This is a genomic window from Streptomyces sp. NPDC002868 (assembly GCF_055563295.1).
In genome coordinates this window covers 1-22,725 of record NZ_JBVHDR010000039.1, presented here as the reverse complement: position 1 = coordinate 22,725, position 22,725 = coordinate 1, and the positions used below count along the sequence as shown (strand labels likewise).

General features: G+C 67.5%; 25 protein-coding genes and 2 pseudogenes. 14 read left to right on the top strand and 13 right to left on the bottom strand.

What is annotated here, in order from left to right:
• Positions 1-229: 229 nt before the first annotated feature.
• On the bottom strand, positions 230-1,369 hold the full coding sequence (locus ACZ3H8_RS39040) for a trypsin-like serine peptidase (protein ID WP_467409911.1): 1,140 nt from the start codon (positions 1,367-1,369) through the stop codon (positions 230-232).
• Between the two features lie 467 nt (positions 1,370-1,836).
• Here ACZ3H8_RS39040 and ACZ3H8_RS39035 point away from each other — a divergent pair, with 467 nt between their 5' ends.
• A complete protein-coding gene (locus ACZ3H8_RS39035) occupies positions 1,837-2,013 on the top strand; it encodes a hypothetical protein (protein ID WP_467409908.1) in 177 nt (58 codons plus the stop codon).
• 430 nt (positions 2,014-2,443) lie between these two features.
• Here the strand turns inward: ACZ3H8_RS39035 and ACZ3H8_RS39030 are convergent, their stop codons facing one another.
• The 5 genes from ACZ3H8_RS39030 to ACZ3H8_RS39010 form a co-directional block, all read right to left on the bottom strand.
• Positions 2,444-2,872 carry a type II toxin-antitoxin system prevent-host-death family antitoxin gene (locus ACZ3H8_RS39030; RefSeq protein WP_467409912.1) on the bottom strand — a complete coding sequence of 143 codons (429 nt, stop codon included), beginning with the start codon at positions 2,870-2,872 and terminating at the stop codon, positions 2,444-2,446.
• 51 nt (positions 2,873-2,923) lie between these two features.
• The gene (locus ACZ3H8_RS39025) at positions 2,924-3,502 is read right to left on the bottom strand and encodes a dienelactone hydrolase family protein (protein WP_467409907.1); all 579 of its coding nucleotides are present in this window, start codon (positions 3,500-3,502) and stop codon (positions 2,924-2,926) included.
• Positions 3,495-4,178: a DUF6262 family protein gene (locus ACZ3H8_RS39020; protein WP_467409906.1), complete on the bottom strand. Its 684-nt coding sequence runs from the start codon at positions 4,176-4,178 to the stop codon at positions 3,495-3,497. The genes ACZ3H8_RS39025 and ACZ3H8_RS39020 overlap by 8 nt, the downstream gene beginning before the upstream one ends.
• Positions 4,175-4,333, bottom strand: coding sequence for a hypothetical protein (locus ACZ3H8_RS39015; RefSeq protein ID WP_467409903.1), 159 nt, complete (start codon positions 4,331-4,333; stop codon positions 4,175-4,177). The genes ACZ3H8_RS39020 and ACZ3H8_RS39015 overlap by 4 nt, the downstream gene beginning before the upstream one ends.
• Positions 4,334-4,582: 249 nt before the next feature.
• Positions 4,583-4,735, bottom strand: coding sequence for a hypothetical protein (locus tag ACZ3H8_RS39010; protein ID WP_467409900.1), 153 nt, complete (start codon positions 4,733-4,735; stop codon positions 4,583-4,585).
• A gap of 1,149 nt (positions 4,736-5,884) precedes the next feature.
• Between ACZ3H8_RS39010 and ACZ3H8_RS39005 the strand changes: the two are divergent.
• Positions 5,885-6,379, top strand: a pseudogene (locus tag ACZ3H8_RS39005) (DUF6192 family protein); the annotation flags it as partial.
• A gap of 320 nt (positions 6,380-6,699) precedes the next feature.
• On the opposite strand, the gene ACZ3H8_RS39000 reads toward ACZ3H8_RS39005, so the two are convergent.
• Positions 6,700-7,065 (bottom strand): YybH family protein, encoded by a 366-nt coding sequence (locus tag ACZ3H8_RS39000; protein ID WP_467409899.1) that lies wholly within the window; start codon positions 7,063-7,065, stop codon positions 6,700-6,702.
• A 98-nt stretch (positions 7,066-7,163) separates the two neighbouring features.
• Between ACZ3H8_RS39000 and ACZ3H8_RS38995 the strand changes: the two genes are divergently transcribed.
• The 7 genes and pseudogenes from ACZ3H8_RS38995 to ACZ3H8_RS38965 form a co-directional block, all read left to right on the top strand.
• Positions 7,164-8,054, top strand: a complete 891-nt coding sequence (locus tag ACZ3H8_RS38995; RefSeq protein WP_467409897.1) for a LysR family transcriptional regulator — start codon at positions 7,164-7,166, stop codon at positions 8,052-8,054.
• Between the two features lie 272 nt (positions 8,055-8,326).
• Positions 8,327-8,551 (top strand): hypothetical protein, encoded by a 225-nt coding sequence (locus ACZ3H8_RS38990; protein ID WP_467409895.1) that lies wholly within the window; start codon positions 8,327-8,329, stop codon positions 8,549-8,551.
• A gap of 27 nt (positions 8,552-8,578) precedes the next feature.
• Positions 8,579-8,752 carry a hypothetical protein gene (locus tag ACZ3H8_RS38985; protein WP_467409892.1) on the top strand — a complete coding sequence of 58 codons (174 nt, stop codon included), beginning with the start codon at positions 8,579-8,581 and terminating at the stop codon, positions 8,750-8,752.
• Positions 8,753-8,947: 195 nt separating this feature from the next.
• Positions 8,948-11,374: a SpoIIE family protein phosphatase gene (locus ACZ3H8_RS38980; protein ID WP_467409891.1), complete on the top strand. Its 2,427-nt coding sequence runs from the start codon at positions 8,948-8,950 to the stop codon at positions 11,372-11,374.
• A gap of 649 nt (positions 11,375-12,023) precedes the next feature.
• A complete protein-coding gene (locus ACZ3H8_RS38975) occupies positions 12,024-12,932 on the top strand; it encodes a DUF6192 family protein (protein WP_467409888.1) in 909 nt (302 codons plus the stop codon).
• A complete protein-coding gene (locus tag ACZ3H8_RS38970) occupies positions 12,929-13,159 on the top strand; it encodes a hypothetical protein (RefSeq protein ID WP_467409887.1) in 231 nt (76 codons plus the stop codon). Before ACZ3H8_RS38975 ends, ACZ3H8_RS38970 begins: the two co-directional genes overlap by 4 nt.
• A gap of 11 nt (positions 13,160-13,170) precedes the next feature.
• A pseudogene (locus tag ACZ3H8_RS38965) lies at positions 13,171-13,374 on the top strand (transposase); the annotation flags it as partial.
• Between the two features lie 162 nt (positions 13,375-13,536).
• On the opposite strand, the gene ACZ3H8_RS38960 reads toward ACZ3H8_RS38965, so the two are convergent.
• Positions 13,537-13,848, bottom strand: a complete 312-nt coding sequence (locus ACZ3H8_RS38960) for a hypothetical protein (protein ID WP_467409885.1) — start codon at positions 13,846-13,848, stop codon at positions 13,537-13,539.
• Between the two features lie 217 nt (positions 13,849-14,065).
• Between ACZ3H8_RS38960 and ACZ3H8_RS38955 the strand changes: the two genes are divergently transcribed.
• Both ACZ3H8_RS38955 and ACZ3H8_RS38950 read left to right on the top strand, forming a co-directional pair.
• On the top strand, positions 14,066-14,803 hold the full coding sequence (locus ACZ3H8_RS38955; RefSeq protein ID WP_467409882.1) for a caspase family protein: 738 nt from the start codon (positions 14,066-14,068) through the stop codon (positions 14,801-14,803).
• 62 nt (positions 14,804-14,865) lie between these two features.
• Complete coding sequence (locus ACZ3H8_RS38950; RefSeq protein WP_467409881.1) at positions 14,866-15,750, top strand: IS982 family transposase; 885 nt, start codon at positions 14,866-14,868, stop codon at positions 15,748-15,750.
• Between the two features lie 32 nt (positions 15,751-15,782).
• Here ACZ3H8_RS38950 and ACZ3H8_RS38945 read toward each other — a convergent pair whose 3' ends face one another.
• Complete coding sequence (locus ACZ3H8_RS38945) at positions 15,783-16,742, bottom strand: oxidoreductase (protein ID WP_467409878.1); 960 nt, start codon at positions 16,740-16,742, stop codon at positions 15,783-15,785.
• 131 nt (positions 16,743-16,873) lie between these two features.
• On the opposite strand from ACZ3H8_RS38945, the gene ACZ3H8_RS38940 reads away from it, so the two are divergent.
• Positions 16,874-17,527, top strand: a complete 654-nt coding sequence (locus ACZ3H8_RS38940) for a TetR/AcrR family transcriptional regulator (protein ID WP_381193875.1) — start codon at positions 16,874-16,876, stop codon at positions 17,525-17,527.
• Between the two features lie 167 nt (positions 17,528-17,694).
• Here the strand turns inward: ACZ3H8_RS38940 and ACZ3H8_RS38935 are convergent, their stop codons facing one another.
• The 3 genes from ACZ3H8_RS38935 to ACZ3H8_RS38925 all read right to left on the bottom strand — a co-directional run bounded on the left by ACZ3H8_RS38935 (position 17,695) and on the right by ACZ3H8_RS38925 (position 19,454).
• Positions 17,695-18,165 (bottom strand): hypothetical protein, encoded by a 471-nt coding sequence (locus tag ACZ3H8_RS38935; RefSeq protein ID WP_467409876.1) that lies wholly within the window; start codon positions 18,163-18,165, stop codon positions 17,695-17,697.
• Positions 18,162-18,440 carry a hypothetical protein gene (locus ACZ3H8_RS38930; protein ID WP_467409875.1) on the bottom strand — a complete coding sequence of 93 codons (279 nt, stop codon included), beginning with the start codon at positions 18,438-18,440 and terminating at the stop codon, positions 18,162-18,164. The genes ACZ3H8_RS38935 and ACZ3H8_RS38930 overlap by 4 nt, the downstream gene beginning before the upstream one ends.
• 291 nt (positions 18,441-18,731) lie before the next feature.
• On the bottom strand, positions 18,732-19,454 hold the full coding sequence (locus ACZ3H8_RS38925) for a class I SAM-dependent methyltransferase (protein ID WP_467409872.1): 723 nt from the start codon (positions 19,452-19,454) through the stop codon (positions 18,732-18,734).
• 215 nt (positions 19,455-19,669) lie between these two features.
• Here ACZ3H8_RS38925 and ACZ3H8_RS38920 point away from each other — a divergent pair, with 215 nt between their 5' ends.
• Positions 19,670-20,524, top strand: coding sequence for a hypothetical protein (locus ACZ3H8_RS38920; protein WP_467409871.1), 855 nt, complete (start codon positions 19,670-19,672; stop codon positions 20,522-20,524).
• A gap of 323 nt (positions 20,525-20,847) precedes the next feature.
• On the opposite strand, the gene ACZ3H8_RS38915 is transcribed toward ACZ3H8_RS38920, so the two are convergent.
• Entirely contained in the window at positions 20,848-21,465 is a 618-nt protein-coding gene (locus ACZ3H8_RS38915) for a TOPRIM nucleotidyl transferase/hydrolase domain-containing protein (RefSeq protein WP_467409868.1), read from the bottom strand.
• Between the two features lie 294 nt (positions 21,466-21,759).
• Here ACZ3H8_RS38915 and ACZ3H8_RS38910 point away from each other — a divergent pair.
• Positions 21,760-22,640 (top strand): IS5 family transposase gene (locus tag ACZ3H8_RS38910; protein ID WP_467409866.1). Its coding sequence is split into 2 segments (ribosomal slippage): positions 21,760-22,162 and positions 22,162-22,640, totalling 882 coding nucleotides; the frame shifts between segments, so codons are not numbered across the junction.
• The last annotated feature ends 85 nt before the right edge of the window (positions 22,641-22,725 follow it).

Genomic DNA, 22,725 nt, shown 5'->3' with positions numbered 1-22,725 from the left:
ATCCGCGTCGAGTACGGCGTCGCTCGCGGCGGTGAGCTGGTTGGCGCTGAAGGTCTGGGCCTGGTTGGCGTTGGCGGCGGGGACGGCCAGCGCGGATCTCTTCACCATCCGAGGGGATAAGCCGGTCAGAGTTCGATGAGACGCGCTCAATGTTCGGCGAGACAGGACACGAGTCGCCCGGCCGGACGAGGGCCTTCCTTGGAGTCAACTTTGCGGCAGCGCCTGACTTCTAGGGCCAGTTCGTGCGTCCCCATGCCACGAGCCTGTTCAAGCCGGGGCCGCCGGCCGCGACATTGATGGGGCCCATGTCCTCGTCATCTGCCTGGTACCCGGATTGAACTGCGGTGATGCGGGGGTCTTGCTCACCGAAGAAGGCGAACATCGGGCCCCCGGAGTTACCTTTGGTGGTGTCGCCGCGATGTTCGATTTCGAGGCCTCCGTTGATATCGTCATCGGTGTCCAGGACCGGAATGCCGCCCTGGAGGCTGGCTCCCACGAACCACATGTTGATGGGATAGCCCATGTTGTTCCACCACGGCTTCCCGTTCCAGGCAGGGTCGTATTTCTTTGTGCCGAAGTGACCCAGTCGGTCCGCTGTCCCGAGGGGTTCGTACAGTCGGCAGACGGCCCAGTCGTACCCCGCCGAGTCCCCGCCCGGGAAGTTCGGGTTGAAGCCCCGCACGTCCGATACGAAGGATTGGACGCCCGCACCGTGGAGGGACTGGCCGTTGTAGTACGCGGGCACGAAACGCATCCACCACTGTTCGGATTGCCATGGCACCACATGACCCGCCGTGATGAGAAGGCGGTTGCCGACGAGCGCCCCTGAACCGTGGTTTCCCTCATTGTTGATGACTTTCCCCACGCAGCCCCAGGGAAAGCTCGTCTCGGCCAGTTCCGTCCGGTTGTCTGGGTCGAAGACGGCTTCCGGCTGAACCAGACCTCCCCTCAGTCGCCGGATCGGCTCTACTTCGCGGTTGGGCAGAAAGCGCGGTACATAGAGCAGGTCGAGCCACTCGGGGCGACATGCACGCAGATCCACGTCGGGATCGATATCGGACAGCAATTCTTCCGGGTGGATGCGGGTGGCCGTTTTGCCCGGTAGGGGAACGTCGCCTTCGGGCCCCACCGGCACGTCGACACGCCATAGGTTCCCCTCGGCCCCGTCCATGCGGTGGACTTCTGGCTCTGGGGGGCTTCCATCGGCCAAGACGTGGATGCGCTGGTGATTGGCGAGTTCAACCATCGCCGGAGGCCGTTCGCCGGTTCCCAGACTGGGCCGCATCTGTGCGAGTTCATACGGCGTCAGCGGCCGCTCCCCCTTTCCGGCGAAGCGCAGTCGATCCATCGTCCGCTTCTCGGTTGGCATGATGTGCCTCCGTGGCGACTAGAAGATGATCAGGCTTGGATGCTTGCCGTGCCCAGATGCGACTGGCCGACGCTGGTCGGGAGCCCGTACGGGACGGATCAGGTGTATGCGGCCGCTCTCACCGAGACGCAGCAGTGGCGGCGTGCCAAAACCCTCTTCCAGGACACCACTCATCAGCCGGAGTCGCATCCGGGCACCTGGGGTCCTCACCACCTGTTGCTGGGTGGCCTCTTCCGGCTCTCGGTTCGGCTTTGCAACAGGTCGGCCAAGGCGTCAAGAGGGCCTTGTGCACCATCAGGCACTCGACACCGGTTCTGGTTGATGCTCCGATCGACAGGCCGACCGCGGAGTCACAGTGGCTCGGCGCGTACCTGTCGACCTCGGACTTCGGCAGCGCCCGGGCGCCCTCGCCGGGCAGAGCCAAGATCGACGGCATCACTCTCCCGTAGACGTCGCTCCCAACCTCCATGGAATCGGAGGGTGTCAACACCGGAGTCACACCGACCCCTGGCGAAGAAACTGCGGGTAGACGAATTTCGTCGGTACCCAGCGGCCTGTTCGGCTTCACCCTCGCCTCCACCGGCCTGGCCCCGGTCATCAGCGGCGGCCTCGCCTCGCTCACTGGCTTCATCTCCAGCATCTGACCGGGAAGTTCAGCCACGTTCTGGCATCACCGCAGTAAACAGCCAGGTACTGGCGCATGCTTCTGTCGGGCCCCACCACGCAACGGGGAGGGCGCGAGGGCATGGCACACCTGCACTACACAAGCTGAAGCTGCGACGAAGACTGCGCGGTGTACGGCGAGGGGTGTGATTGCTGCGACCTGGTCGAAGTCCCCGATGAATGGGACTGCTGGAACTGCGGCGCGCGCATCGACGCTCACCTGATCGGCATCCCGAGGGCCCGCACCCGCACCAGCCACTTCGCGGCCCTTCGCTCCGCCATCTCTGACGGAGCGAAGTAGCAAGAGCCTCGAATCAATCAACGGCATCCGCTCAACCGGCGGGGAACCGTGGTCTACCCGCACCCTGCGGACGCTCGCGCCCGGCAGGCTACCCCGATCGAACCAGCCCTTTACTGCTCGCCGACCGGGGGTTGGCGGGCGAGGAACTCGGCGAACGCCTCCGACTGCTTCGGGTCCATATACCCCTGCCGCCCGCTGCGCGCCCAGTCCTCCAACCACTCAAGCCACCCGGCACGGCGCAACTCGGCCACCACCACCCGGCCCCGGGTGAACGTCATACGCTCGCCGTCCGCGTGCACGTACCGCGTGTACGGGCCGTGCTGCGCCGGTCCGGGCGGCCGTTCCTCGGCCGTGTCCGGCAGGGGTATCAGGGCGCCGTATGCCCGCTGCGCCCAGTGCTCAAGCTCGGCCAGCTCGGCCAGCTCGGCCGCCGGGAGTAGCACGCTCGCCGGCCGGCCGTCCTCGGTGAGGGTCACGCGCTCGCCGGTCTCCTCCACGACAGCGGCCAGGCGGCCGAAGTCCTCGACGGCGTCCGTCAGTTCAACACGCCGCGAGGTCGTCAGCCGGACAAGATCAGGTTGTTGATGCCCCTACTTGATGCGGTCGAGGAAGCCGAGCACCCGATGGTTGACCTGCGTTGCGGCCTGTTCGTCGTAGGACGGGAGGCTGCTGTCGGTGAACAGGTGCCTGTCGCCGGAGTAGAGGAACAGCTCGGCATCGGCAGCCGCCCCGACGATCGCGCGGGCAGCGTCGACATCACCCTCCCCGGCGAAGAATGGATCTGCGTCCATGCCGTGGATCTGGACCGGGACGTCCTGGGGCCAGGTTCCGCCGAACTCCGAGACCGGGACGCATGCCTCGAGCAGCAGTGCGCCCTTTGCACTGGGGCGGGTCTGGGCCAGCTTCTGCGCCGGCAGGACGCCGAGCGAGAACCCGAAGTAGACGAGCTCTGCAGGCAGCCCCTCGGCGGCGGCAGTTCCGCGCGCGGTGACCGTGTCGAACCCGGCGTTCTCGGCGTAGCCGATGCCTTCCTCGAAGCTGTCGAATACCTGCCCCTCGTACAAGTCTGGAACGTGGACGGTATGTCCGGCCCGTCGCAGCTGCTCGGCGAACTCGCGAACGCCAGCGGTCAGCCCGTGCCCATGGTGGAAAACCAGCACCTCAGCCATGTTGCTCCCCTCGTGCTGCGGTGCCCGAGCGGCGCCGCGGCATGAGTATGGCCCGCAGCACTGACATCCGCGGGCCCGGCCGGACAGGATCAGGTTGGTGGTCCTGGTTCGGTGAGGCTGGCTTCGAGGACGGCGACGCGTCGGTCCTGGAAGCGGAGGTTGGAACGGGCGCGGTCTTGAGTCGCTCGTCGAGGGCGCGATTCTCTGCGGTGATCTGGCGGAGTCGCTGCTTGAGGGTGGTGTTCTCGGTGGTGATCCGCTGGACGGTTTCCTCGGTCCACGCGGTTTCCAAGTCACGGATCTCACCGAGGAGTTCACCGATGCGGGTACGCTGGGTAGTGATCTCTGTGTGCGCGGCCTTGAGTGCGCCCTCGGCGTTCAGCGCGCGTTCACGCCAGATCGCCTCGCGTTCGTCATCCTGGTCAGCGAGGGGCCGTGACCGGTGTTCGCCGGCCTGGGCCATCGCCGCAGCGATCGCGGCTCTGGCCTCGGGGTTGTCGTAGAGGAAGGTGCGGGAGACGTCCGCTCTGCGAGCGATGGCGGCCACACTGATCTGGGCTTTTTCGCGACGGATCTGGGCGAGGGCGTCATGGATCCGTTGAACGGCGATGTCGGTCCTGCGACGGCGGGCTGCCAGGGCTGCGGCCGTGCGGGGTTCGGGGACGACGGTGTTCATACGCACACTTCCTCGTCGTTGGTCATGGCCTGTTCGCCGTAATCGCCTTCGTCGGGCTCGGCAGCGGCTGCGAGGTCGGCAGCACGGAAGGCCGTGGACCACATGCGCCAACGGCTCGGCTGTCCGCAGGAACTCAGCCCGCCCGGCCTCGTCACCGCCACGTGATACCCACTGCTGACGGTGGGTATCACACAGATCGCTGGTGCCGTGCGCGGACCTTTGGCATTGCGAAACTCGGCATCCCCAGCCGAAGACCGGATGCTCGGCGGGGACTTTGATGACGTCGGCCCGCAGCAGCGGGTCGAAAGCCGGCCCGTTGAGCAGCGCGGTCAAGATCTCCAGCCGGTCCATGGACTCGCGGCCGTCCGACTCGGCGAGGAGACGCAGGCCGCTGTGCGCTGCCGTCACGCCCGCTCACCCCAGACCTGTCGCAGGGCGGCGTCGAAGGCAGGGTCGTGAATGTCGACGTGGGCGTAGATCTCGTCGACTGTGCTGGTGGATGACCAGCCGCCGGCATCCCGGGCGACCAGAAGGTTGCCGCCGGAGGCATCCAACACCGCGGAGGCGAACTCGTGCCGGAATGCATGGGGGTTTCACTTTGCCCAGACCGGCGCGGAGCGAGGCCCGCCCCAGCATCCGGCGGGCTCCGACCGTCGCCCACGACTGTCCCCGCTCCGGCCCGTGGAGCTGGACCAACAGCATGCCGTGGCCGGGGCATTTGGGGTACTCGCTGGTCATGTACTCGAAGTACGTGTGGACCATGTGCGGACTGAGGCGCTTGATCAGACCACCGGTCACCACTCCGTTCTCCACGGACCAGGGGTACTTCGTCTTCGCCCGGGCCCGGTTCGCGTTCGTTTCGCGGTGGCAGACGTGGACGTGTGGCGCGCGGCAGTCTCCGCAGGCAGCCCCCTCGCGAAGGTACAGGTCGGCGAGGTGCAAGCCGCACATCTCGCCGATGCGGAAGCCGCCGTCCGCCAGCCAGCTGACGAGGACACGGTCCCGCGCGGCGTGGACCTCGGCCAGCAGCAGGTCCTGCGCGCCCTCGGGGAGCATCTTCGGATGCCGCCGTCGCACCCGCGTCGGTGCCAGCGGGTTCGCCGGGAGGCTGCGGGTGGTGTGCCCGAGCAGGGCGCGATCACGGTCGGCCCGGGTCGGCAGCCGGGAGACGTTGAGTGCCGAGCCGAGCTCAGCGTTGACGCCCAACGTGGCCAGCTGCAGGTGGAAGCCCTTCAAGCAGGCCGCCGCGGTGGACAGCGCGGCCTGTCCGTACGGCCGCTTGCCCAGACGCCACGGCTCGCCGAGCGGCAGGCGCACCTCCGCCCCGACGATGCCCATGTAGCGCTCAAGATCCCGCAGTACCACTGCTGCGAACCCGAGACACCCGCGCTCCAGCCACCGCAATGGTCTGCCAGCAAGTACGCATACGTCCGTTGCGTGCCTGAGCCCTCGTATTCACGCAGGAACCGGTCCGCTTCCTTATGGACCGTGCCCTCGGGCCAGACGATCGTCCACGACCGCCGCCCGTCCTTCCGGTCGATCTGCTGGACCCTCAAGTCCCCGACCACCACGTGCCGTGCCACTCGTCCTCCGTACCGACTTCGGAACATGACGGACGTTCCGGAACCGGTCGGTAAACGAGCCCGTGACGTCCAAGTCACAGGCCCAGACGGACATCACGAGCAGCACTACCCCCGGTCGGTAAAGAGATCGAGCCGATGCGGCAGCGGGGTGGTCTGGTCGCGGAGACGGAGTGGACGGTCGAGCAGTCGCTGGCCCGTCTGGCCGACGACATCGGGCTGAGCGTCGCCACGGTGAAGACCACGAGGTGGGTAGCCTCCCGCTGGCCGAAGGAACACCGGCAGCCCAAGATCGCGTCCTACACGGTCCACCGATCGCTGGCGAACGTCGAGGACGACGAGGAGCGGTTCGCGGCGATTCTGGTGCTGCCGGAGGGGAAGTCCCGGTGGACGACGGACGACGCGAACCGGCGGGTGGGGCAGCAGGTCGAAACGCCCGTCACGCCGCAGGAGAAGGTCACCGCGATCCACTCGCTGGCCCAGGACGAGGAGGTTGCCGCGGCGGGTACCACCGACTTCCTCAAGCGTCCGCAGGTGGCGGCCAAAGTGTTGGCGGAGGACAAGGTTCGGGTGGTGGAGGAGTTCACCCGCGACGAGGCGGTCGCAACAACCGCCGCGACCAGATTCGGATAGGCCCTGCTGGAGGATCGGCGTTCACTAGCGGCCGAACCACCATCCCCGGTCAGGACTTCGGGTCCTCAGCCACACGGCCCTGGCCCCGAACTTCAATAGCCGACCGCGTCGTTAGTTTCAGGAACCCTGAAGCGTTCTCACTCGACGAGAAAACCGCGATGCGCTACGCGGACTCCGCACGGGCGCTGCTGGAGCGGCCCCTGGAATCATCACGATCCCGAGGGGCCACCCCCTGACGTCAGGGGGTGGCCCCTCGGGATCCCGCCCAACAGCCTCCACTTTTCGCGGACTCCCGGGAGTCCGCGAGGTCAGCGGGTGGGCAGGACGAACTCGGGCTGGTCGAGCAGACGCAACCAGCTTCCGTCAGGCTGACGTCGGACAACCTGCGCCCGGGCGCCGGCCCCGTCCTTCGGCGGGGTCGAAGTGAGGGCGATATCGCCGCTGATCAACGTCGGCAGCGGTTGTTCCGGCTCGAAACGGGGACGGTTGGCCAGCACCTTCTCCCACAGCGCACGGATCGCCTCCCGCCCCACCGTCAGCTCCCCCGGCGGGTAGGCCATCACCGCATCCTCTTCGTAGAGCGCGGCGACCCCGGCCGCGTCACCGGCGTTGGATCGCTCGACGAACAAGCGAGTGATGTCCTCAGGCCGCATGGCCTTCTCATACTCCGGCATGGGTTCCTCCTGACGTCTGGCTTCGGCGCTCCCCAGCCTGGTCGCCCGCCGATCAGAAATCCAACAGATGGATTTGCTAGCAGCTAGAATCTGTAGTCATGGAGCTGAGGCAGCTGGAATACTTCGTCGCAGTCGCCGAAGAGCAGAACTTCACCCGGGCGGCTGAGCGAGTGCACATCAGCCAGTCCGGCGTCAGCGCCCAGATCCGCCAGCTGGAGCGTGAACTCGGTGCCGAGCTGTTTGACCGGTCGGCGCGCACCGCCACCCTTACTGTCGCGGGAAAGGCCGCGCTCGAACACGCGCGCGCCGCACTTGCCGCAGCTGGGGCGGTCGGCCAGGCAGTGGGGCAGGTGACCGATCTGATCCGGGGGCGGCTCACGGTCGGGATGGTCATAGGCTGCACCCTCACCCCGCTGTTCAACGCCCTCGCCGCGTTTCACCGGGCGCATCCCGGTGTTGAGATCTCACTGCTGGAGGACAACTCCGACCGGCTCGTCGAGGGGGTGCGCGCCGGCGCCATCGACCTGGCTCTTGTCGGTACCGCAACCGCCACCCCCGACGGGCTGGACGCGCTGACAATCATCAGCGAGCGGCTCGTCGCAGCAGTTCCGCCCGGACACCCCTTGGCAAAACAACGGCGGGTCACTCTGCGCGACCTAGCCGCCCACCCAATCGTCTGCATGCCACCCGGCACCGGCCTACGCACGGCATTCGACCGTGCCTGCGCCGCACACAGCCTCCAACCCGCGATCGCGCTGCAAGCCAGCGCCGCAGATGCCATTGCCGACCTCGCCGCCCGCGGACTCGGCGTCGCCATCCTCAGCAATTCGATGGCCGCGAGCTATCGTGACCGGCTCACCGCCCGCACCATCGATGACGTCAAAACATCAGTGTTGCTCGCCCTGATCTGGAAGAGCACGCATAATCCCTCGATGCGCGAGTTGCTCGTGCACAGCCGGCAAGCATTCACCAAACCCGACCCTACTTGACGGTAGCTCCTTAAAGATCTACTCGATGGGTATCTGGACCTACTTGGGCTGCGCCGGTAGAAGCCGACCAGCTGCTTCACTGCGAACCCACGGGTTCACCCCCTGACATGAGGCAACGGACCCTCGGGTTCCCGCCGATTACCTTCAGTTTTCGCGAACTCGCGGGCCTCATGCGAACGACCGTCCCGAGGAATTCGGTGTCCCTGCTCAGGCCCGCCCGCCTCCGGTTCAGCAGTCATGCCTGCTCAACGATGCTCCGGTTCTGAAAGCAAATGCGCCGCCCGAAGCACCGGGGCTTAGAAACACGCACTTACGAGTTCCGCGTCACCGGCCGCCTGTCCAGGCCCACTGCCGAGCCCGAGCTGGAGGAAGTTCCCGCCGCGCCGCAGACGCTGCGCCTCAGCCCTGTCACGGACGAGGCGCATCTGTACGGACTGCTCATGCGCTTCCAGGACTTGGGCCTGCACATGGTGGAGATGCGCCGACTGCCGGACTGACCGGTTCCCAGCGGCAAGGAGTGCGCGATGACAGCGACGACGCCGGGCCCGCAGGCGACACCGGGCCCACGGACGACACCCGGACCGCACCTGACACCCCAAGAACGGGCCGCCATCGGCAAGGCGGCCCGCGCCAGGGTGCCACGCTCCAGCCATGCCGTTTGGACCGGACCCGTCGAGGAGCGGTTCCTGAACCCTTGATCACTCGTCGGGCGGCGTGTTGCGCCCGGAAGGCTGCTGGGCTTGACCGGGTTCAATAGGCTCACAGCACCCTGTTTCTTGCAGAGGACTTTTTGTGGCGCGGAGAAGTGACCGGTCTGGGCGGAGCCACGGTCTCGCTCGCGCACCACTGCCAGCGGAAGAACATCGGTAGCCGAGTAGAGGTGGTGTCCGGGAGTGGACCAGCGGGTGACGGTGCTCAGCGAGATCCGGGATGATCCGTTTGCTCTGCACTTGGCCGCCTCGGCGGTGCTCGACGACCGGGGAACCGTGGTCGGATGGAGCCGACGGGCCCAGGATCTGCTCGGCTACCCGGCGACAGCAGTGATCGGCCGCCCGGCGCGCGAAGTCCTGATCGATCCCCGCGACCTGCCGACCGCCAAGGACGCTGCGGCGATGTGCAGGGGGGCCGGAGGCTGGTTCTGGGTACTGGCGGTGCGGCATCGCAGCGGGCGGATTGTGGAGATGGGGTTGAGGGCCCGTGCGCTCCTGCGCGATGGCGATGTCCGCGAATGGTTCCTTGTCGGGGCGCCAGCGGCGGAGGTCCTCGAGTGGCAGAGGGACCGCGCGGTTCTCGACGGGTTGTTCCGCCGGTGCCCGATCGGGCTCGTCGTCCACAGTCCCGAGATGACGATTCTCCGCGTCAACCGGGCGGTCGAACGGTTCACCGGCATTCCGGCCGCCTCATTTCGGGGGATGCCTACCGGCGCGTTACTGGTTGCCGAGGACGCGCGGAATTCCGTGGAGCGGGTGCGCCAGGTGATGCAGACCGGAAAATCACTGGTCTCCTCCGAGCAGTACGCCCGCCTGGAGCGGGATCCGACGCGAGAGCGGGCTGCGTCCGTCTCGGCCTTCCGGTTGGAGGATCCCACCGGCCGGGTTCTGGGGGTGGCCGAGACCGTCGAGGACGTCACCGAACGCCATCGGGCTCGAGTTCGGCTGGCGCTCCTCGCCCAAGCCGGCGCCCGCATCGGAACCACGCTCGATGTGGGAGAGACGGCCTGGCAGCTCGCTGATGTGATGGTTCCTCACCTCGCTGACCACGTATCAGTGGACTTGTCGCAAGCCGTGACGCGTGGTGAGGAGTCGGTGCAGGGCTTGCCGGAGCCTGTCGTACGGGTGGCGGTTCGCAGTGTCCTGGCCCAGCAGCCCGAACTGCCGCAGCTGGTAGGGGAGTCCCTCGAGTTCGCACCAGACACCCCCCAAGCCAGCTGCCTGGCCGACGGGCGGGCCGTCCTGGAATCCGTTCTTCCGCCTGACTGGTTCTCCATGGAATCGCGCCAGGGGGAGCACGTCCCCGAGCTGGGTGTCCATTCTTTGATCGTGGTGCCTCTGGCCGCACGGGGCCTGGTGCTGGGTGTGATGAGCCTGTGGCGCTCGCGGCGCCCCGACCCGTTCGAAGCGGACGACCTTACACTGGCCCAAGAAGTCGCCTCGCGTGCCGCCGTCTGCATCGACAACGCCCAGCGCTACACCCAGCAACAACAGACAGCCCTCACCCTGCAACGCAGCCTGCTGCCGAGGGCTGTTCCGCACCAGCTGGCCGTCGAGGTGGCCCCTCGCTACTTCCCCGCCAGGGCGGCCTCGGGGCTGGGCGGCGACTGGTTCGATGTCATCCCCCTGTCCGGAGCCAGGGTCGCGCTCGTTGTCGGCGACGTGGTCGGCCACGGCCTGCACGCCTCAGCCACCATGGGCCGGCTGCGTACGGCCGTGCACACCCTTGCCAGCCTGGACCTGGAACCGGACGAGGTTCTCTCCCGCCTGGACGACCTGGTCAACCTGCTGGCCGCCGAACAAGAAGCAGTCGGTGAACGGCCCGTGGGCGAGCAGGTCATCGGCTCCACCTGCCTGTATGCCCTCTACGACCCGGTCTCCCGAGTGTGCTCCGCAGCTCGCGCCGGCCACCCACCACCGGCGGTGACCACCCCGGACGGACAGGTGAGTCTGCTCGAGCTGCCCGCCGGCCCACCCCTTGGCTTGGGCGGCCTGCCGTTCGAGGCCCGGGACATCGAACTGGCCGAGGGAAGCCTGCTCACCCTCTACACCAACGGACTCATCGGTGAACGCCACATCGACCTCGACACGGGCCTGGCGCGGCTGCGCGCGGCGCTCACCCGCCCCGCCGACCCCCTGGAACGGACCTGTCAGGCGGTGGTCGACTCCCTCGTACCCGCTCATCCCGCCGACGACATCGCCCTGCTCATCGCCCGCACCCGTGTGCTCCCCCCGCAGAACGTGGCCTCCTGGGGACTTCCGCTGGACCCGACCTCCGCCGCCCAGGCCAGGACACTAACGACAGCCCAGCTGACCGAATGGGGCCTGGAGCACCTGACCTTCACCACCGAGCTCATCGCCAGCGAGTTGGTCACCAACGCCTACCGCTACGCCAGCGGCCCCGTGACCCTGCGACTCATCCGTGAACGATCTCTGATCTGTGAGGTCACCGACACCAGCCACACCTCGCCGCACCTGCGCCGGGCACGCACCACTGACGAGGGCGGGCGTGGCCTGTTCCTGGTGGCGCAGCTGACCGAGCGATGGGGCACACGCTATACCCGCGAGGGGAAGACCGTCTGGACGGAGCAGCCACTGCCGGGGCTCTAAATGGTTTTCGGAACCTCGGAAGTGATGAATCCCAGGTTGCCGATCGGCTCCCCGCAACAGTCGTGTTCCTCGGCACGGCCCAGGTGCTGGCCAAGGTCCCAGAACGAACGGCCGGTCCTCGCTGCCGACGCCGACCACGAACGGCGCCAGGCCGAGGCTCTGTTCGAGCCCGGCACGTTCGTGGTGAGAAGCCGTGTCACATCTACGGTCAGTGACGGAAGTTGAGGTATCGGTCAGGCTCGGTCGCTGGGGAGGCAGGTGCGGGCTGAGTCTGCCGCTTGGAGGGCGAAACATGTGTTCGGTGGGGCGTTCTCCGGTCGTTGATGGCGATCTGAGCTGGTGGGAGCGGACCGTGCCGGTAAAGGCGGGTCGGAGCCCGTGTCGTCGGCGATGTGCCGCGCCTTCGCCCTGCCAGTGGGCGGTGATCCGCCGTGACCGTGATTGGGAACGTTGCTGTGAGCCGCTACCACGAGCTGGTGGCCTCCTCGCTTCGCCACGTTGAAGTCCACTCCAGCGCCCAATGGGCCCTCGGGGACGCCGCGCTGGAGATCGAACCGCTGCGCGGCTGGGGTGGTCACATGCGGGTTTCCGAAGAGGGACAGAGCGTGGAGGAAGCGCTGACGTTCTTCGCGGAGGAGGTGGCCTGTCGGTGGCGACCGTGCGGACCTACCGCTGGGTGGCCGCGAAGTGGCCCGCCGAACGGCGGGTGGCCGGGGTGTCATGGGACGTCCACAAGATCCTGGCCTCGGCCGAGGACCCGTTCGAGGTGATCGCGCATCCGCCGCTGAACGAGCGCACCGGGCGCCGGTCCTGGGACGGCGAGGCCGCGAAGCGGCTGGTGGGCTGGAAGACCTCCACACCGGTCACCGTGCAGGAGAAGGTCGAAGCCGTCGGCGACCTGGTCCAGGACGAGGCGGTGGCCTGCCAAGTCGTGGCCGCCCTGCTCAAGCGCAGGGAGGTGGCGTTCGTGGCCATGCGGGACTCCGACGCCCGCTACATGGTCAACGAGATCCAGTTCGAGCAGGTCGACGAAGACGATGACCTCGGCGAGGAGTTCCGGGACGTCCTGGCCCGCGAGGGCGAAGACGACGGCGAGGGCGAGCGGTTCGACGACCCGGCCACGATCGTGCGCGGGTGGCACCGGCAGATGGAGTTCGCCGATCTCATCGCCGTCTGCCAGGGCATCATCGCCGGAGCCGCCCGGCTGGTGCCCAAACTGCGCGGACACGAGTTCAACGAGCGGCAGCACGCCCAGGTCGGGACCACGCTGGAGAAGCTGCGGGCGACAGCCGACTGGATCGAAACCGCGGTCGCCACCGGCCGTACCGATCTGGACGAAGCCCTCGCCCAGCTGCTGCGAGGCCAGTATCCATGCCCGGGCGGGGAGTTCCCGCCCACATCCACGGTGAGGCGGTACGCAAAGCGCTGCTCGAGGCCCGGCCGGCGGGGGCCAGCCTGGCCCCGTTGTGCCGGTCGACCAAGCGCACGCCCTCCCAGGACTGGGCCGGTATCAAGTTCCTGCGCAAGGTCGCCGTCAAGGAAGGACTTCCGCCGGTGACGCACTCCCGCTCCGAAGGATCCCAGCTGTCGGAGGATCCGGAGGTCTGGGTCGCCTACGAGCGGGCGATCTTCACCACCGAGCTGCACCGGACCACCAACGTCATCTCCGGAATCATCGCCCCGCACGCCAAGCGCGAGCCGACAGACGAGTGGGTCCGCCTGGTCCTGGAACAGCTCGGCGGGGTCAAAGCCACCCTCGAAGTCCTCACCCGCATGGAACGATAGGACCCATTGACGTGCGAGAACGCCGCTATCCGTCCGACACGAGCGATGCGGAGTGGTTGCTCATCGAGCCCTTGCTCCCGCCGCCGGCCTGCACCTTGCCAACCGGCGGGAGACCAGAGAAGTACGACCGGCGAGCCGTGATCAACGCGATCCGCTACGTCAACCGGACCGGCTGCCAGTGGCGGGCGGTTCCCTTCGACTATCCGCCGTGGCGCTGACCAAGCCCGTGGCTGCATGGCGCGAGCCCAAACCCCCACCGCCTGCGCCAGTCCCGCCACTGCGGATACGTCTGAATCCCTGGACCGTTCGTCTCGCACCAGTGGCCCTGTGACCAGTCGACTCACGCAACAGCAGCCGTACGCCGTACGGTCTATGGACTACTTCCTCCGGCCAGCCTCGGTCATGAACGCAGCTCCCAGGCATACTGCTCCGGCAGCCAGCGAGCCGAAGAAGATCCCTTCGACGAGCACGCTGTTCGCGCCCTCAACGGTGCCGTCCTCATGCGTGCACGACTTCTCGAAGGGGAAGCGGGCCGTGTGTAGATCTTCGCAGTGATTCTGGAGGTCCTCATTGAGCACGCTGGCATTGACCCAGGACAGCGCCCACAGGAGGAAGAAGATCCCGGAGAAGGCGCAAACGGCTCCCCACAGCCGGTTCAGTTGGGCATCACGTGTGCCGGTGCTCGTCACACGGCGGAGCGTACCGTGCCGCCCTGACGTCGGCTCAAGGAATCTATGAGACAGGACAGGGCTGCAGAGTGCGGAGCCGGACAGGGACTCCTCCACCGGTGGAGGTAACGACGACTCGGAGCCTGCTGAACAACCGAGTGGCCCATTCCGGGAACAGGACGACGCGCCACCAGTTGGTAACACTCCCCCCTCCTCCTTCGCGCCTCGGAGTTCCTTATTGGGAGGATCGCGGCTCCCTGATCGCTCACGCTCCTGGGCTGTTGTGATGGGAACAGCACGCTACGAGAGTTCTCAACTGCCAGACCTGCCGGCTGTGCAGGACAACGTGGCTGCAATGACAGATACGCTCACTACTCCCGAACTGGGTGGGTTCGACAAGAATCGATGCACTGTGCTGCTTGACGCTTCAGACCTCACCAGCGTCGGCCGCGCCCTGTCGGACGCAACAAGATCGGTTCAGGATGTCCTACTCTTTTACTACTCTGGTCATTCCCTGCTGGATGTGGGCAGCGGAGATCTGTACTTGATGCTTACAGGCTCCGAATATACGAGCCTGTACTTCACAGCGGTGTCCTTCAGGCTCGCCAACGAATCGGCGAACGTGGGAGCAAAGCACACCGTGATCATTTTGGACTGCGATTATGCTGGCCGTGCTCTCGAGACGGGCACAGTCGGCTACAACACCTACGTCCTGTGTGCAACAGGCCCTACCCGGCGAGCCCTGGCTGTACCCGGCGAGCGGTTTACGGCGTTCACGGGCGACCCTCTGTTTGCCCTTCGCGGTAGCTCGGCACCTCCTGAGCTGCAGGAGGCTCTCTCACTGGATTGGATTTATGCGCACGTGGCTCGCCAGGCTGAGCAGAAGGCGCGTCCCAAGCCTCAACGGCTCAGCACGGGAGACGCTGGACAGCTCGCACTCACACGCGTCGTGTCTCCAGATCGGGTTGGCACCTAGATGAATGAGTCCGATGTTTGTGCTGGTCGCAACCATGGCGAAGGGCGCCCGTTGGCTCGTGTGTGAATACCAGCCTGGACGCCCTTCTGGCGGCACTGTACGTGTTCATCGACGATCATGTGGCCCCCCGTCGTCGGATCGGGCGACCCCCGAAACTGACGGACGCCGAACTGTTGTGTCTTGCGGTCGCCCAGGTGCTGCTCGGCTTTCCTTCCGCCCGGCACTGGATCCGCTTCGCCCACGCCCGGCTCGGGCATCTCTTCCGCTACCTGCCCCAGCAATCGGCCTACAACAAGCGGCTCAACGCCGCCGGGCTGTTGATCAGCCGCGTGATCGAGGCCCTGGCCAGGCAGGTGCCGACCTGGCAGGACGACCTGAGGCTGATTGACTCCACGCCAATGCCATGTGCAGCTTCCCGCGAGACCGTCAAGCGTTCCGAGCTGGCCGGGCACGCCGGATACGGCTACTGCCGCAGCCACTCCCGGTTCTTCTGGGGATTCCGGCTCTACCTGCTGACCACCGCCGAGGGCATGCCGCTGTCCTGGTGCCTGGCGAGCCCCAAGCTCGGTGAGCGGGAGGTGATGACCGCACTACTGGAACGCGACCAGCACCTCGTCCGCACCGGTCAGGTGATCCTCGCGGACAAGGGCTTCGCCGGGCGGGAGTTCGAGGCGTTTCTCACCGAGCGCCTGGGCGTCCATCTGGTACGGCCGGACCGGAAGAACGAGCCCGTCCGGCACGGCCGACTTGCCCGTGTCCGTCAGTGGATCGAGGCAGTGTTCGACACTCTCAAAGGTCAGCTCAGTCTGGAACAACACGGCGGGAGAACCCCCGCCGGCGTATTCGCCCGCACCGGCCAACGCCTTCTCGCCCTGGCAGCCGGCATCTGCCACAACTGGAACATCGGCGCCAAGGTCGAACGATCTCTGATCGCGTATGACCACTGAGAGCGTCGGGCTCACTCATCTAGGACTCTTGGCTAGGCGGTGCATGTGGCATCGTCGGGTAGCCGGAAGGGAACGCCGGTGAGCTTCTCGGACAGCTCCCACAGCCGACGGGCGGTGGTGGTGGTGTCACGGATGGCGCGCTCCCGGTTGCGCAGGACGGGCTCGCCGCGTAGCTGCAGCGGCCCGTCGGGCACGACATACGCTCCGCCCTGCAGGTCCGGGACGGTCGCGGCGTACAGGGAGGTCTTGGCGCCTTCGGGGGTTGGGCGGAAGGCGACGCGGACCAGCAGCCGGATCAACGCTCCATAGAGTCGACCGCGGTTGCCGTTTGCGCCGCCGGTGAGAACGTTGGTGCGGGTGAGTCCGGGGGCGACGGCCACGCTGCGCAGCTTCAGGCCGGCGGCGTCGGCGCGGCGTTGCAGTTCGGTGGCGAAGTAGAGATTGGCGCGCTTGGACTGCAGGTAGGCGAACATGGCGCGATAGCGGCGTTCGGCGTTGAGGTTGTCCAGGTCGAAGCGGGCGAACCGCTGGCCTTCGCTGCTGACGGTGACCACCCGCGGATCGGGCGAGGCGAGCAGATGGGGCAGCATCAGCCCGGTCAGGGCGAAGGTGCCCAGGTGGTTGATCCCGAACTGCGACTCGAAACCATCGGCGGTCCGGGCAAACGGCACCATCGCCACGCCGGCGTTGTTGACCAGCAGATCGAGCCGGTCATGATCCCAGCCGTCGGCGAAGGCGCGTATGGAGGCAAGATCGGCCAGGTCGAGGAGGCGCACCTCGGCATGGGCGCCGGGTGCCTGGGCGAGCAGCCGGTCCAGGGCGGCCTGCCCCCGTTGGGGACTGCGGCAGGCCAGCACGACATGGGCGCCCCGGCGAGCGAGCGCCTCTGCTGTGACCTGGCCGATGCCGCTGTTGGCTCCGGTCACCACCGCCAGGCGGCCGGACTGGTCGGGTATGGAGTCGAGGGTCCAAGTACGGGAGGCGCTGGGCATGGCTTTCCTTCTCAGCTCATCGGTTGAGGCGTCCGGTACGCAGCTGGACAGGACCCGCCTCAGTGCAACTTCTAGTTGCGATAGACTGGAGCCTGGCACGCGATCGACCACTAGCGCAACTAGGAGTTGCAATGGAGTTGGGGTCCTCTGGTCCTGCCCGCCCGGTCGGGCGCGGCCGCAAGGCGCAGGCAGCGGTGCGCGCGGCTACCCTCGCCGAGTTGCTGGACCGGGGATATGCCGAGCTGACCGTCGAGGGCGTGGCCCAGCGGGCCGGGGTGCACAAAACTACGGTCTACCGGCGCTGGAAGGATCGCGCGAGCCTGGTCGTGGACGCGCTTGCCGAGCACTTCGCCACCGACATCCCAACCCCGGACACTGGAGCCATCGAGACCGACCTGCGGGCGCTCGCGCGGGCGCTCGCGCAAAGCATGACAGGCCCGGTGGGCAGGGCGGTGCAGACCGCGATGTACTCCGACGCAGGTCGGCTGCCGGAGATCGCCGAGGCGCGACGGCGGGTCTTCGCCGACCGGTTCCGGCGTGCCGAGCCCGTGATCACCCGCGCCATCGAGCGAGGCGAACTCCCGGCGGAGACCGATCCGGTCGAGCTGCTCAAAACGCTGGCCGCACCGATCTACTTCCGGTTGCTGGTCAGCGCTGATCCGATCGAGGAGGGCACCGCCGACCAGGCCGTGCGGATCACGCTCGCCGCCGCCCGCGCCGGCGCCCTGACACAGGGCTCCGCCGTAGCCGTCAAGGCGACCGAAGCGGACGCCGGTCAGGCATGAAGGGCAGCGTGCTCGCCCCACGCGTACAGTGCCGCCAGAAGGGTGTCCAGACCGGTAGGCACACAGGCCAACGGGCGCCCTTCACCATGGTCGCGGCCAGCACAAACATCGGACTCATTCATCTGGACGGAGGCATGTGGGCCTGGGCTGGTTGGCGGTGAGAACCGTCAGGATGCATACGAGTTCAGGTAGCACAGGGCCCGGGTCCGCTGTGCTCCGCAGGGCTGGACGTCGGCGAACTGGGCGGGCAGCGTGCGAAGTACGGGCGAACACTGCGCCAGCTGCTGGCGCAGGAGCTGGTTCTCGGCCGTCGTCTGGTGCAGGGCGCCGACAAGGGCTTCGACGTCGGCCTTAAGCTGGGTGATCACCTCCGCGTCGGCGGCTCGGAGCTCTTTGAGTCGCCGCACCTGTTTGCGCAGGCGCTGTTCGCTGTCCGGGGTGCCACCGCGGGCACGGACCTTATCGTAGAACTCGCTCTTCAGGTCGGTGTGCCGCTGCGTGAGTGCGTTGCGCGGGACACCGGCCTCGATCGCGAGAGCGACGATCGTCAGCGCGCCGTTGGAGTGCTCGGGCGTTCCGCCCAGGATGCGGTCCATCGCGGAACGGATACGGTCGCGCTCGTCCGGGGCGGGGCTCATGACGTCGGCTCCTGAAGGCGGATGCGGTCGTGCTTGCGGCGGTGGGCCAGGTCCCGGAGATAGCCGGCGCGTCGAGTGAGCGGGTCGGCGAGCGGTCCGGGCACAGCCTCCGAGGCCGCCTGCTTCTCCAACGCCTGTGCTTGCTGCACGAGTTCGTCGGCGTGGCGGTCGGTGCGCGCGATGTTCGCACAGGCCGCTTGGCAGCGGTCCAGGCTTGGGGCGTCGGTGACGTCGAGCCGGTGGCACAGGGCGCGGTCGGAGTTGTAGACGCACATCAGGAACGAGTGCGGGTTGTCGTAGACGGTCAGGGCCGGGTTGCCCAGGATGTCCCGTGCCTGGCCGTGCGTGCGGATGGACCCGGCGAAGTTGGGGGGCCTGGGCGGCGGCGTGGATCGCTCGCCGGGCGGCCGACCCTGAGATCCCGGTTCCGGCGGCGAGGTCTTCGTGGAGGGTAGTGAGGGTGTCGGCGGTAGCCCGGGCGGTTTCGATGTCGAGGAGTTCGTGGATGCCGTCGCGGCCGCGGGCTAATGGTGACGTCGGATATTGGAAGTGTCCGAATGCCTGGCTCAGTCCAGTGTGTGAGGGAGGGTGTCTCCGAGCCCGGTGTTCTTTCTCCGTGCCCGGACAGCTAGCACGATCGGAGTGGGCTCACCGGTCTCTGCGAACCTCTCGAATGTCAGGCCCGCGTCGAGGAACGCGTGCATCAGCTCAGGTAGCGGATGGTGGGTGGCGCCGACCTTGTCGCGCACCCCCTGGTCCGTCCAGGACGCCTTCGTCCAGTGACCGTCGAGGTAGCCCGGGCGGATCACCACCGCGTTGGGATCGAGGCGGTCGGCGAAGCCGCCGCAGAAGCAGGGATGGACACCGACGTGCACGAACACCCCGCCGGGGCGTAATACCCGGGCCACCTCTCGCAGTACCTTCGGATATTCGGGCATGTCGGTGTGGACCATCATGGCGATGACGGTCGGCACGGAGCCGTCCTGAACAGGCAGCCGCTCGGCATCGGCCAGAGCGACGGGGAGGCGGCCCCGCGCATGCCGCAGCATCCCGGCGGACAGGTCAACACCGACGGGAGTCCACCCCAGTTCCCGGAGACCCGCGGCGTGAACGCCGGTACCACAGCCGATCTCCAGACAGGTGCCGCTGCCTTCACCGAGGAGATCGTGCAGGAGGCGGCCAAGGTTTAGGGGATTGCCGTCCGCTCTCGCAGCACCCGGCCGCTGTCCGCCGAGGAACTCCTCCTCGTACCAGTCTGCGATCTCGTCGTATGCCGCTCTCGGCGCCATGGGCTCCTCCTCGTTCTGATGCATCGACTCTCGGTGCTTGGAGACTTCCCAGGGAGGCTGCAAGGCCCACGGGTTCACGGTCGTTGTAGTCGGACACGGCAACCGATTGAAGGTCGCTGACGTGTCCTGAAGACAACTGAGGCGATCGCTATTACCGTCGGCTGACTTCGGCTGACTTCGGCTGCGTAGGTGGCCCAGTCGCCTGCGGAGAGCCGTTGCCAGGTGACGGCGACGTCGGTGTGGATGCCCAGGGCGCGGGCGAGGATCGCGGCGGGGATCTCGGTGGCGAGCTGGAAGAGCGCGGTGCTGCGGGCCTGGGTCGGCGGGCCCAGCGCAACGAGGCGGCCCGGCTGACCGAGCAGTTGATGGCGGAAGGGTTCTCGAAGAAGCAGGTCGGCGAGATCCTCGGCCGCAACCCGTCGCTGGTTTCCCAGTTCTTCACCAAGAACAAGGGCGGCAGCTTCGTGGAGGCGCTGCGGGCCGTGGTGCAGGAGGTTCAGGCTGGCGGCCCGCGCGGCATCGAGAGCCTCAAGGCCCTGGCCGCGGCCCACATCCAGCCGCGCCTCACCAGGGAGGGCAAGAGGGCGCGCGTGCGGAGCAGGGATGTCGTGCGTGCCGAGAAGACGGTGGGCAAGGGCGCAGAGCGACACAAGGAGTGGACATCGTCACTGGCCCGGGCCGGTCGGCAGCACATCGCCTCCGGAGCATCCCGGCTGTATCCGGTGGTGGAGGACGCAGCCCGCTACGGCGGTCGGATCGCCTTCACGGTCCGAGCCAAGAAGAAGGCCTTCAAGCACCATGCCGGCCGTCTGGCCGACTCCCCCGGCGTGCGGCGCAACGTCGTCAAGCGGCCCGACAGCACCGAGGAAGGCTCCTACGGCCACAACGTCGGCGGCCCCGGCTCAGGCGAAGAAGGCTTCGACGGCGTCCAGTTCAAAGCCATGGTCGACGCCGCCGGCGGAGACGTCGCCGCCGCGGTACACACATGGCTCACCGCCACCGGACGCCTCGACCCGGACGCAGTCATCGTGGGTCTCGAGATCCGCGCCTGGAAGCCCCGAGAGTACTGATGAAGGGGACGTCGTGGCAGGCGTCGGCCCTCCCGTGGGAGGCCGGGAGGGGCGGCGCGGCCCCGCCTAGTGACAGCACACAGGCGGGGCCAGGGGTGGGGGCCTCCGCCTGGGGGCTGAAGGATCACCGCCGTCACAGCATTGCACTGGATTCAGCCACACAACAGGGTCGTGACTTGAATAAGTCGTAGGGGGTCGCGGGGCTGATGCCTGGAGTGCAGCTGCCTACTCAGAGGCCTTTGAGCTGGTGCAGGACCGGCGCACTGATGCCCATGCCTGTCACGCCTGCGAGCAGGGCGCCGGCAGTGTTGCCAGCGCTCAAGTCACAGGCTCGTGAGGAGGTCGTCGAGCGGGGCCGGTACCTGTTCGGGGTCGAGGGCCTCGACGAGGAGGCGGCCGTAGCGGATCTTGCGGCCCTTCTTCGTGCCGAGGAAGCGCCGCAACTGCTGCTGCCGGGGCCGACCGTGGTGTGCGGGCTGGTGCAGGAAGGTCTGCCAGGCACGTAGGTCACCCTCGGTCCGGACGATCTCCTCGACCCTTGCCGTGCCCAGCGCGCGGATGAGCTCGTCCTCCAGGTCCGTCACGCACACGAAGAAGCCCCGGCGCGGCGCCCGTGCCCGCTTCAGGCCGCGGTCGTAGAAGCGCTGCTCGCGCTCGTCGCACAGTCCTGCCAGACGCAGGCCAAGGCCGGGCGGCCCGAGGAGGCCGGCGTAGCGGCCGACGTTCATCGCCCCGCCCATCGGCACGACGCACACCCCCTCGGCGGCCAGGTCACGGCCATGCCGGGCGGCCAGCGTCTCAACGGCCGCGAGGTCACTCAGCCCTTCCAGCAGCACCGCCGTCCGCAGCCCCAGTCGCACAGCCAGATCACTCGCCGGCCCGCCGGGACCGCCGGTCGCCCAGCCACTGACCGCGTCCCGGAACGCCCTCATCTCCGCCATGGAGCGAGTCTGTACCTCCACCGACGGCACGGCACGGCACGGCACGGGATTATTCGACGGCCCCGCTCGACATGACCGGCGCCCTCGTCACCTGGGCAACCATCACCCTGAAATTCCACCCATCACCGAACGTCACCCCCAACGTTGCCCTGGCCTCCGTGAGGTACGGCAGGATGACCAGTCATGGGACGTGGGGGGCCTGGGCGTGTGGGAGTGCGGTACCTGCTGCTGGTCGTGCTAGGCCGTGTCCGATGGGTTGTGTGACTGGGCCACGTCTGTGTCGTTCCGCCCCGCGTGGGGCGGGGTGATCTCTCAGACTTGGAGTGGGCTCGTTTGGAGCCGCACCTACCAAGCAATGTTGGGCGAGGCGGGCGCTGGAAGAGTCACCGCAGGGTGATCAACGGCATTCTCTTCCGGCAGCGAACCGGTATCCCGTGGCGGGACCTGCCGACTCGGTTCGGGAAGTGGAAAACGGTGTATGACCGGCATCGCCGCTGGTCGGCGGATGGCACGTGGGAGAGGATCTTGCGGGCCGTGCAGGCCGATGCCGACGCGGAGGGCCGAATCGACTGGAGCATGGTCAGCGTGGACTCGACCTCCTGTCGGGCCCATCAGCACGCCGCGGGAGCCCGTACGCAGGCACCGCGCATCCCGGGCCGCCGTGGCCGGCCCGTGCAACACCGCCGCGATGAGGCCCTGGGCGCTCCCGGGGCGGACTGACCTGCAAGATCCACCTGGCGAGCGAAGGGGGCCGACGTCCACTCACGTTCGTCATCACACCAGGCCAGTGGGGCGACGCCCCACAGCTGATCCCCGTCCTCGACAGCATCCGAGTCCCCAGGCTCGGCGGCGGCCACCCCCGCACGCGGCCCGATCATCGGGGCGGTGACAAGGCGTACAGTTCACGCCGCAATCGGCGTTACCTGCGACGCAGGCAGATCAAGCACACCATTCCCGAACGCAGAGACCAGCGGGCCAACCGCCGGCGCCGAGGCAGCGCGGGGGGCCGGCCCGCAGGCTTCGACCGCACGGGGTACAAGCGCCGTAATGAAGTCGAGCGAACGATCAATGCCCTCAAGGGCTTTCGGGCTGTAGCCACCCGCTTCGACAAGCGAGCGTATGTCTTCCACGGCACCGTGACCGTTGCTGCCGTACGCCTCTGGCTCCGCTCATGACTCGCCGGACAGTCTCTGGGTCACAATGCCCCCATGACCGATCATCAGGCCCACACTCCCGCCCGTCCGCTGCTGCGCCGCCCCC

Excerpts from the sequence above, each read along its gene's own strand:
- ACZ3H8_RS39040 (WP_467409911.1), bottom strand. The coding sequence starts at position 1,369 with ATGCCAACCGAGAAGCGGACGATGGATCGACTGCGCTTCGCCGGAAAG.
- ACZ3H8_RS38935 (WP_467409876.1), bottom strand. The coding sequence starts at position 18,165 with ATGAGCCCCGCCCCGGACGAGCGCGACCGTATCCGTTCCGCGATGGAC.
- ACZ3H8_RS38985 (WP_467409892.1), top strand. The coding sequence starts at position 8,579 with ATGACAGCGACGACGCCGGGCCCGCAGGCGACACCGGGCCCACGGACG.
- ACZ3H8_RS38930 (WP_467409875.1), bottom strand. The coding sequence starts at position 18,440 with ATGTGCGTCTACAACTCCGACCGCGCCCTGTGCCACCGGCTCGACGTC.
- ACZ3H8_RS38990 (WP_467409895.1), top strand. The coding sequence starts at position 8,327 with ATGCGCCGCCCGAAGCACCGGGGCTTAGAAACACGCACTTACGAGTTC.
- ACZ3H8_RS39025 (WP_467409907.1), bottom strand. The coding sequence starts at position 3,502 with ATGGCTGAGGTGCTGGTTTTCCACCATGGGCACGGGCTGACCGCTGGC.
- ACZ3H8_RS38925 (WP_467409872.1), bottom strand. The coding sequence starts at position 19,454 with ATGGCGCCGAGAGCGGCATACGACGAGATCGCAGACTGGTACGAGGAG.
- ACZ3H8_RS38995 (WP_467409897.1), top strand. The coding sequence starts at position 7,164 with ATGGAGCTGAGGCAGCTGGAATACTTCGTCGCAGTCGCCGAAGAGCAG.
- ACZ3H8_RS39035 (WP_467409908.1), top strand. The coding sequence starts at position 1,837 with ATGGAATCGGAGGGTGTCAACACCGGAGTCACACCGACCCCTGGCGAA.
- ACZ3H8_RS38915 (WP_467409868.1), bottom strand. The coding sequence starts at position 21,465 with ATGGCGGAGATGAGGGCGTTCCGGGACGCGGTCAGTGGCTGGGCGACC.
- ACZ3H8_RS39020 (WP_467409906.1), bottom strand. The coding sequence starts at position 4,178 with ATGAACACCGTCGTCCCCGAACCCCGCACGGCCGCAGCCCTGGCAGCC.
- ACZ3H8_RS39000 (WP_467409899.1), bottom strand. The coding sequence starts at position 7,065 with ATGCCGGAGTATGAGAAGGCCATGCGGCCTGAGGACATCACTCGCTTG.
- ACZ3H8_RS38945 (WP_467409878.1), bottom strand. The coding sequence starts at position 16,742 with ATGCCCAGCGCCTCCCGTACTTGGACCCTCGACTCCATACCCGACCAG.
- ACZ3H8_RS38940 (WP_381193875.1), top strand. The coding sequence starts at position 16,874 with ATGGAGTTGGGGTCCTCTGGTCCTGCCCGCCCGGTCGGGCGCGGCCGC.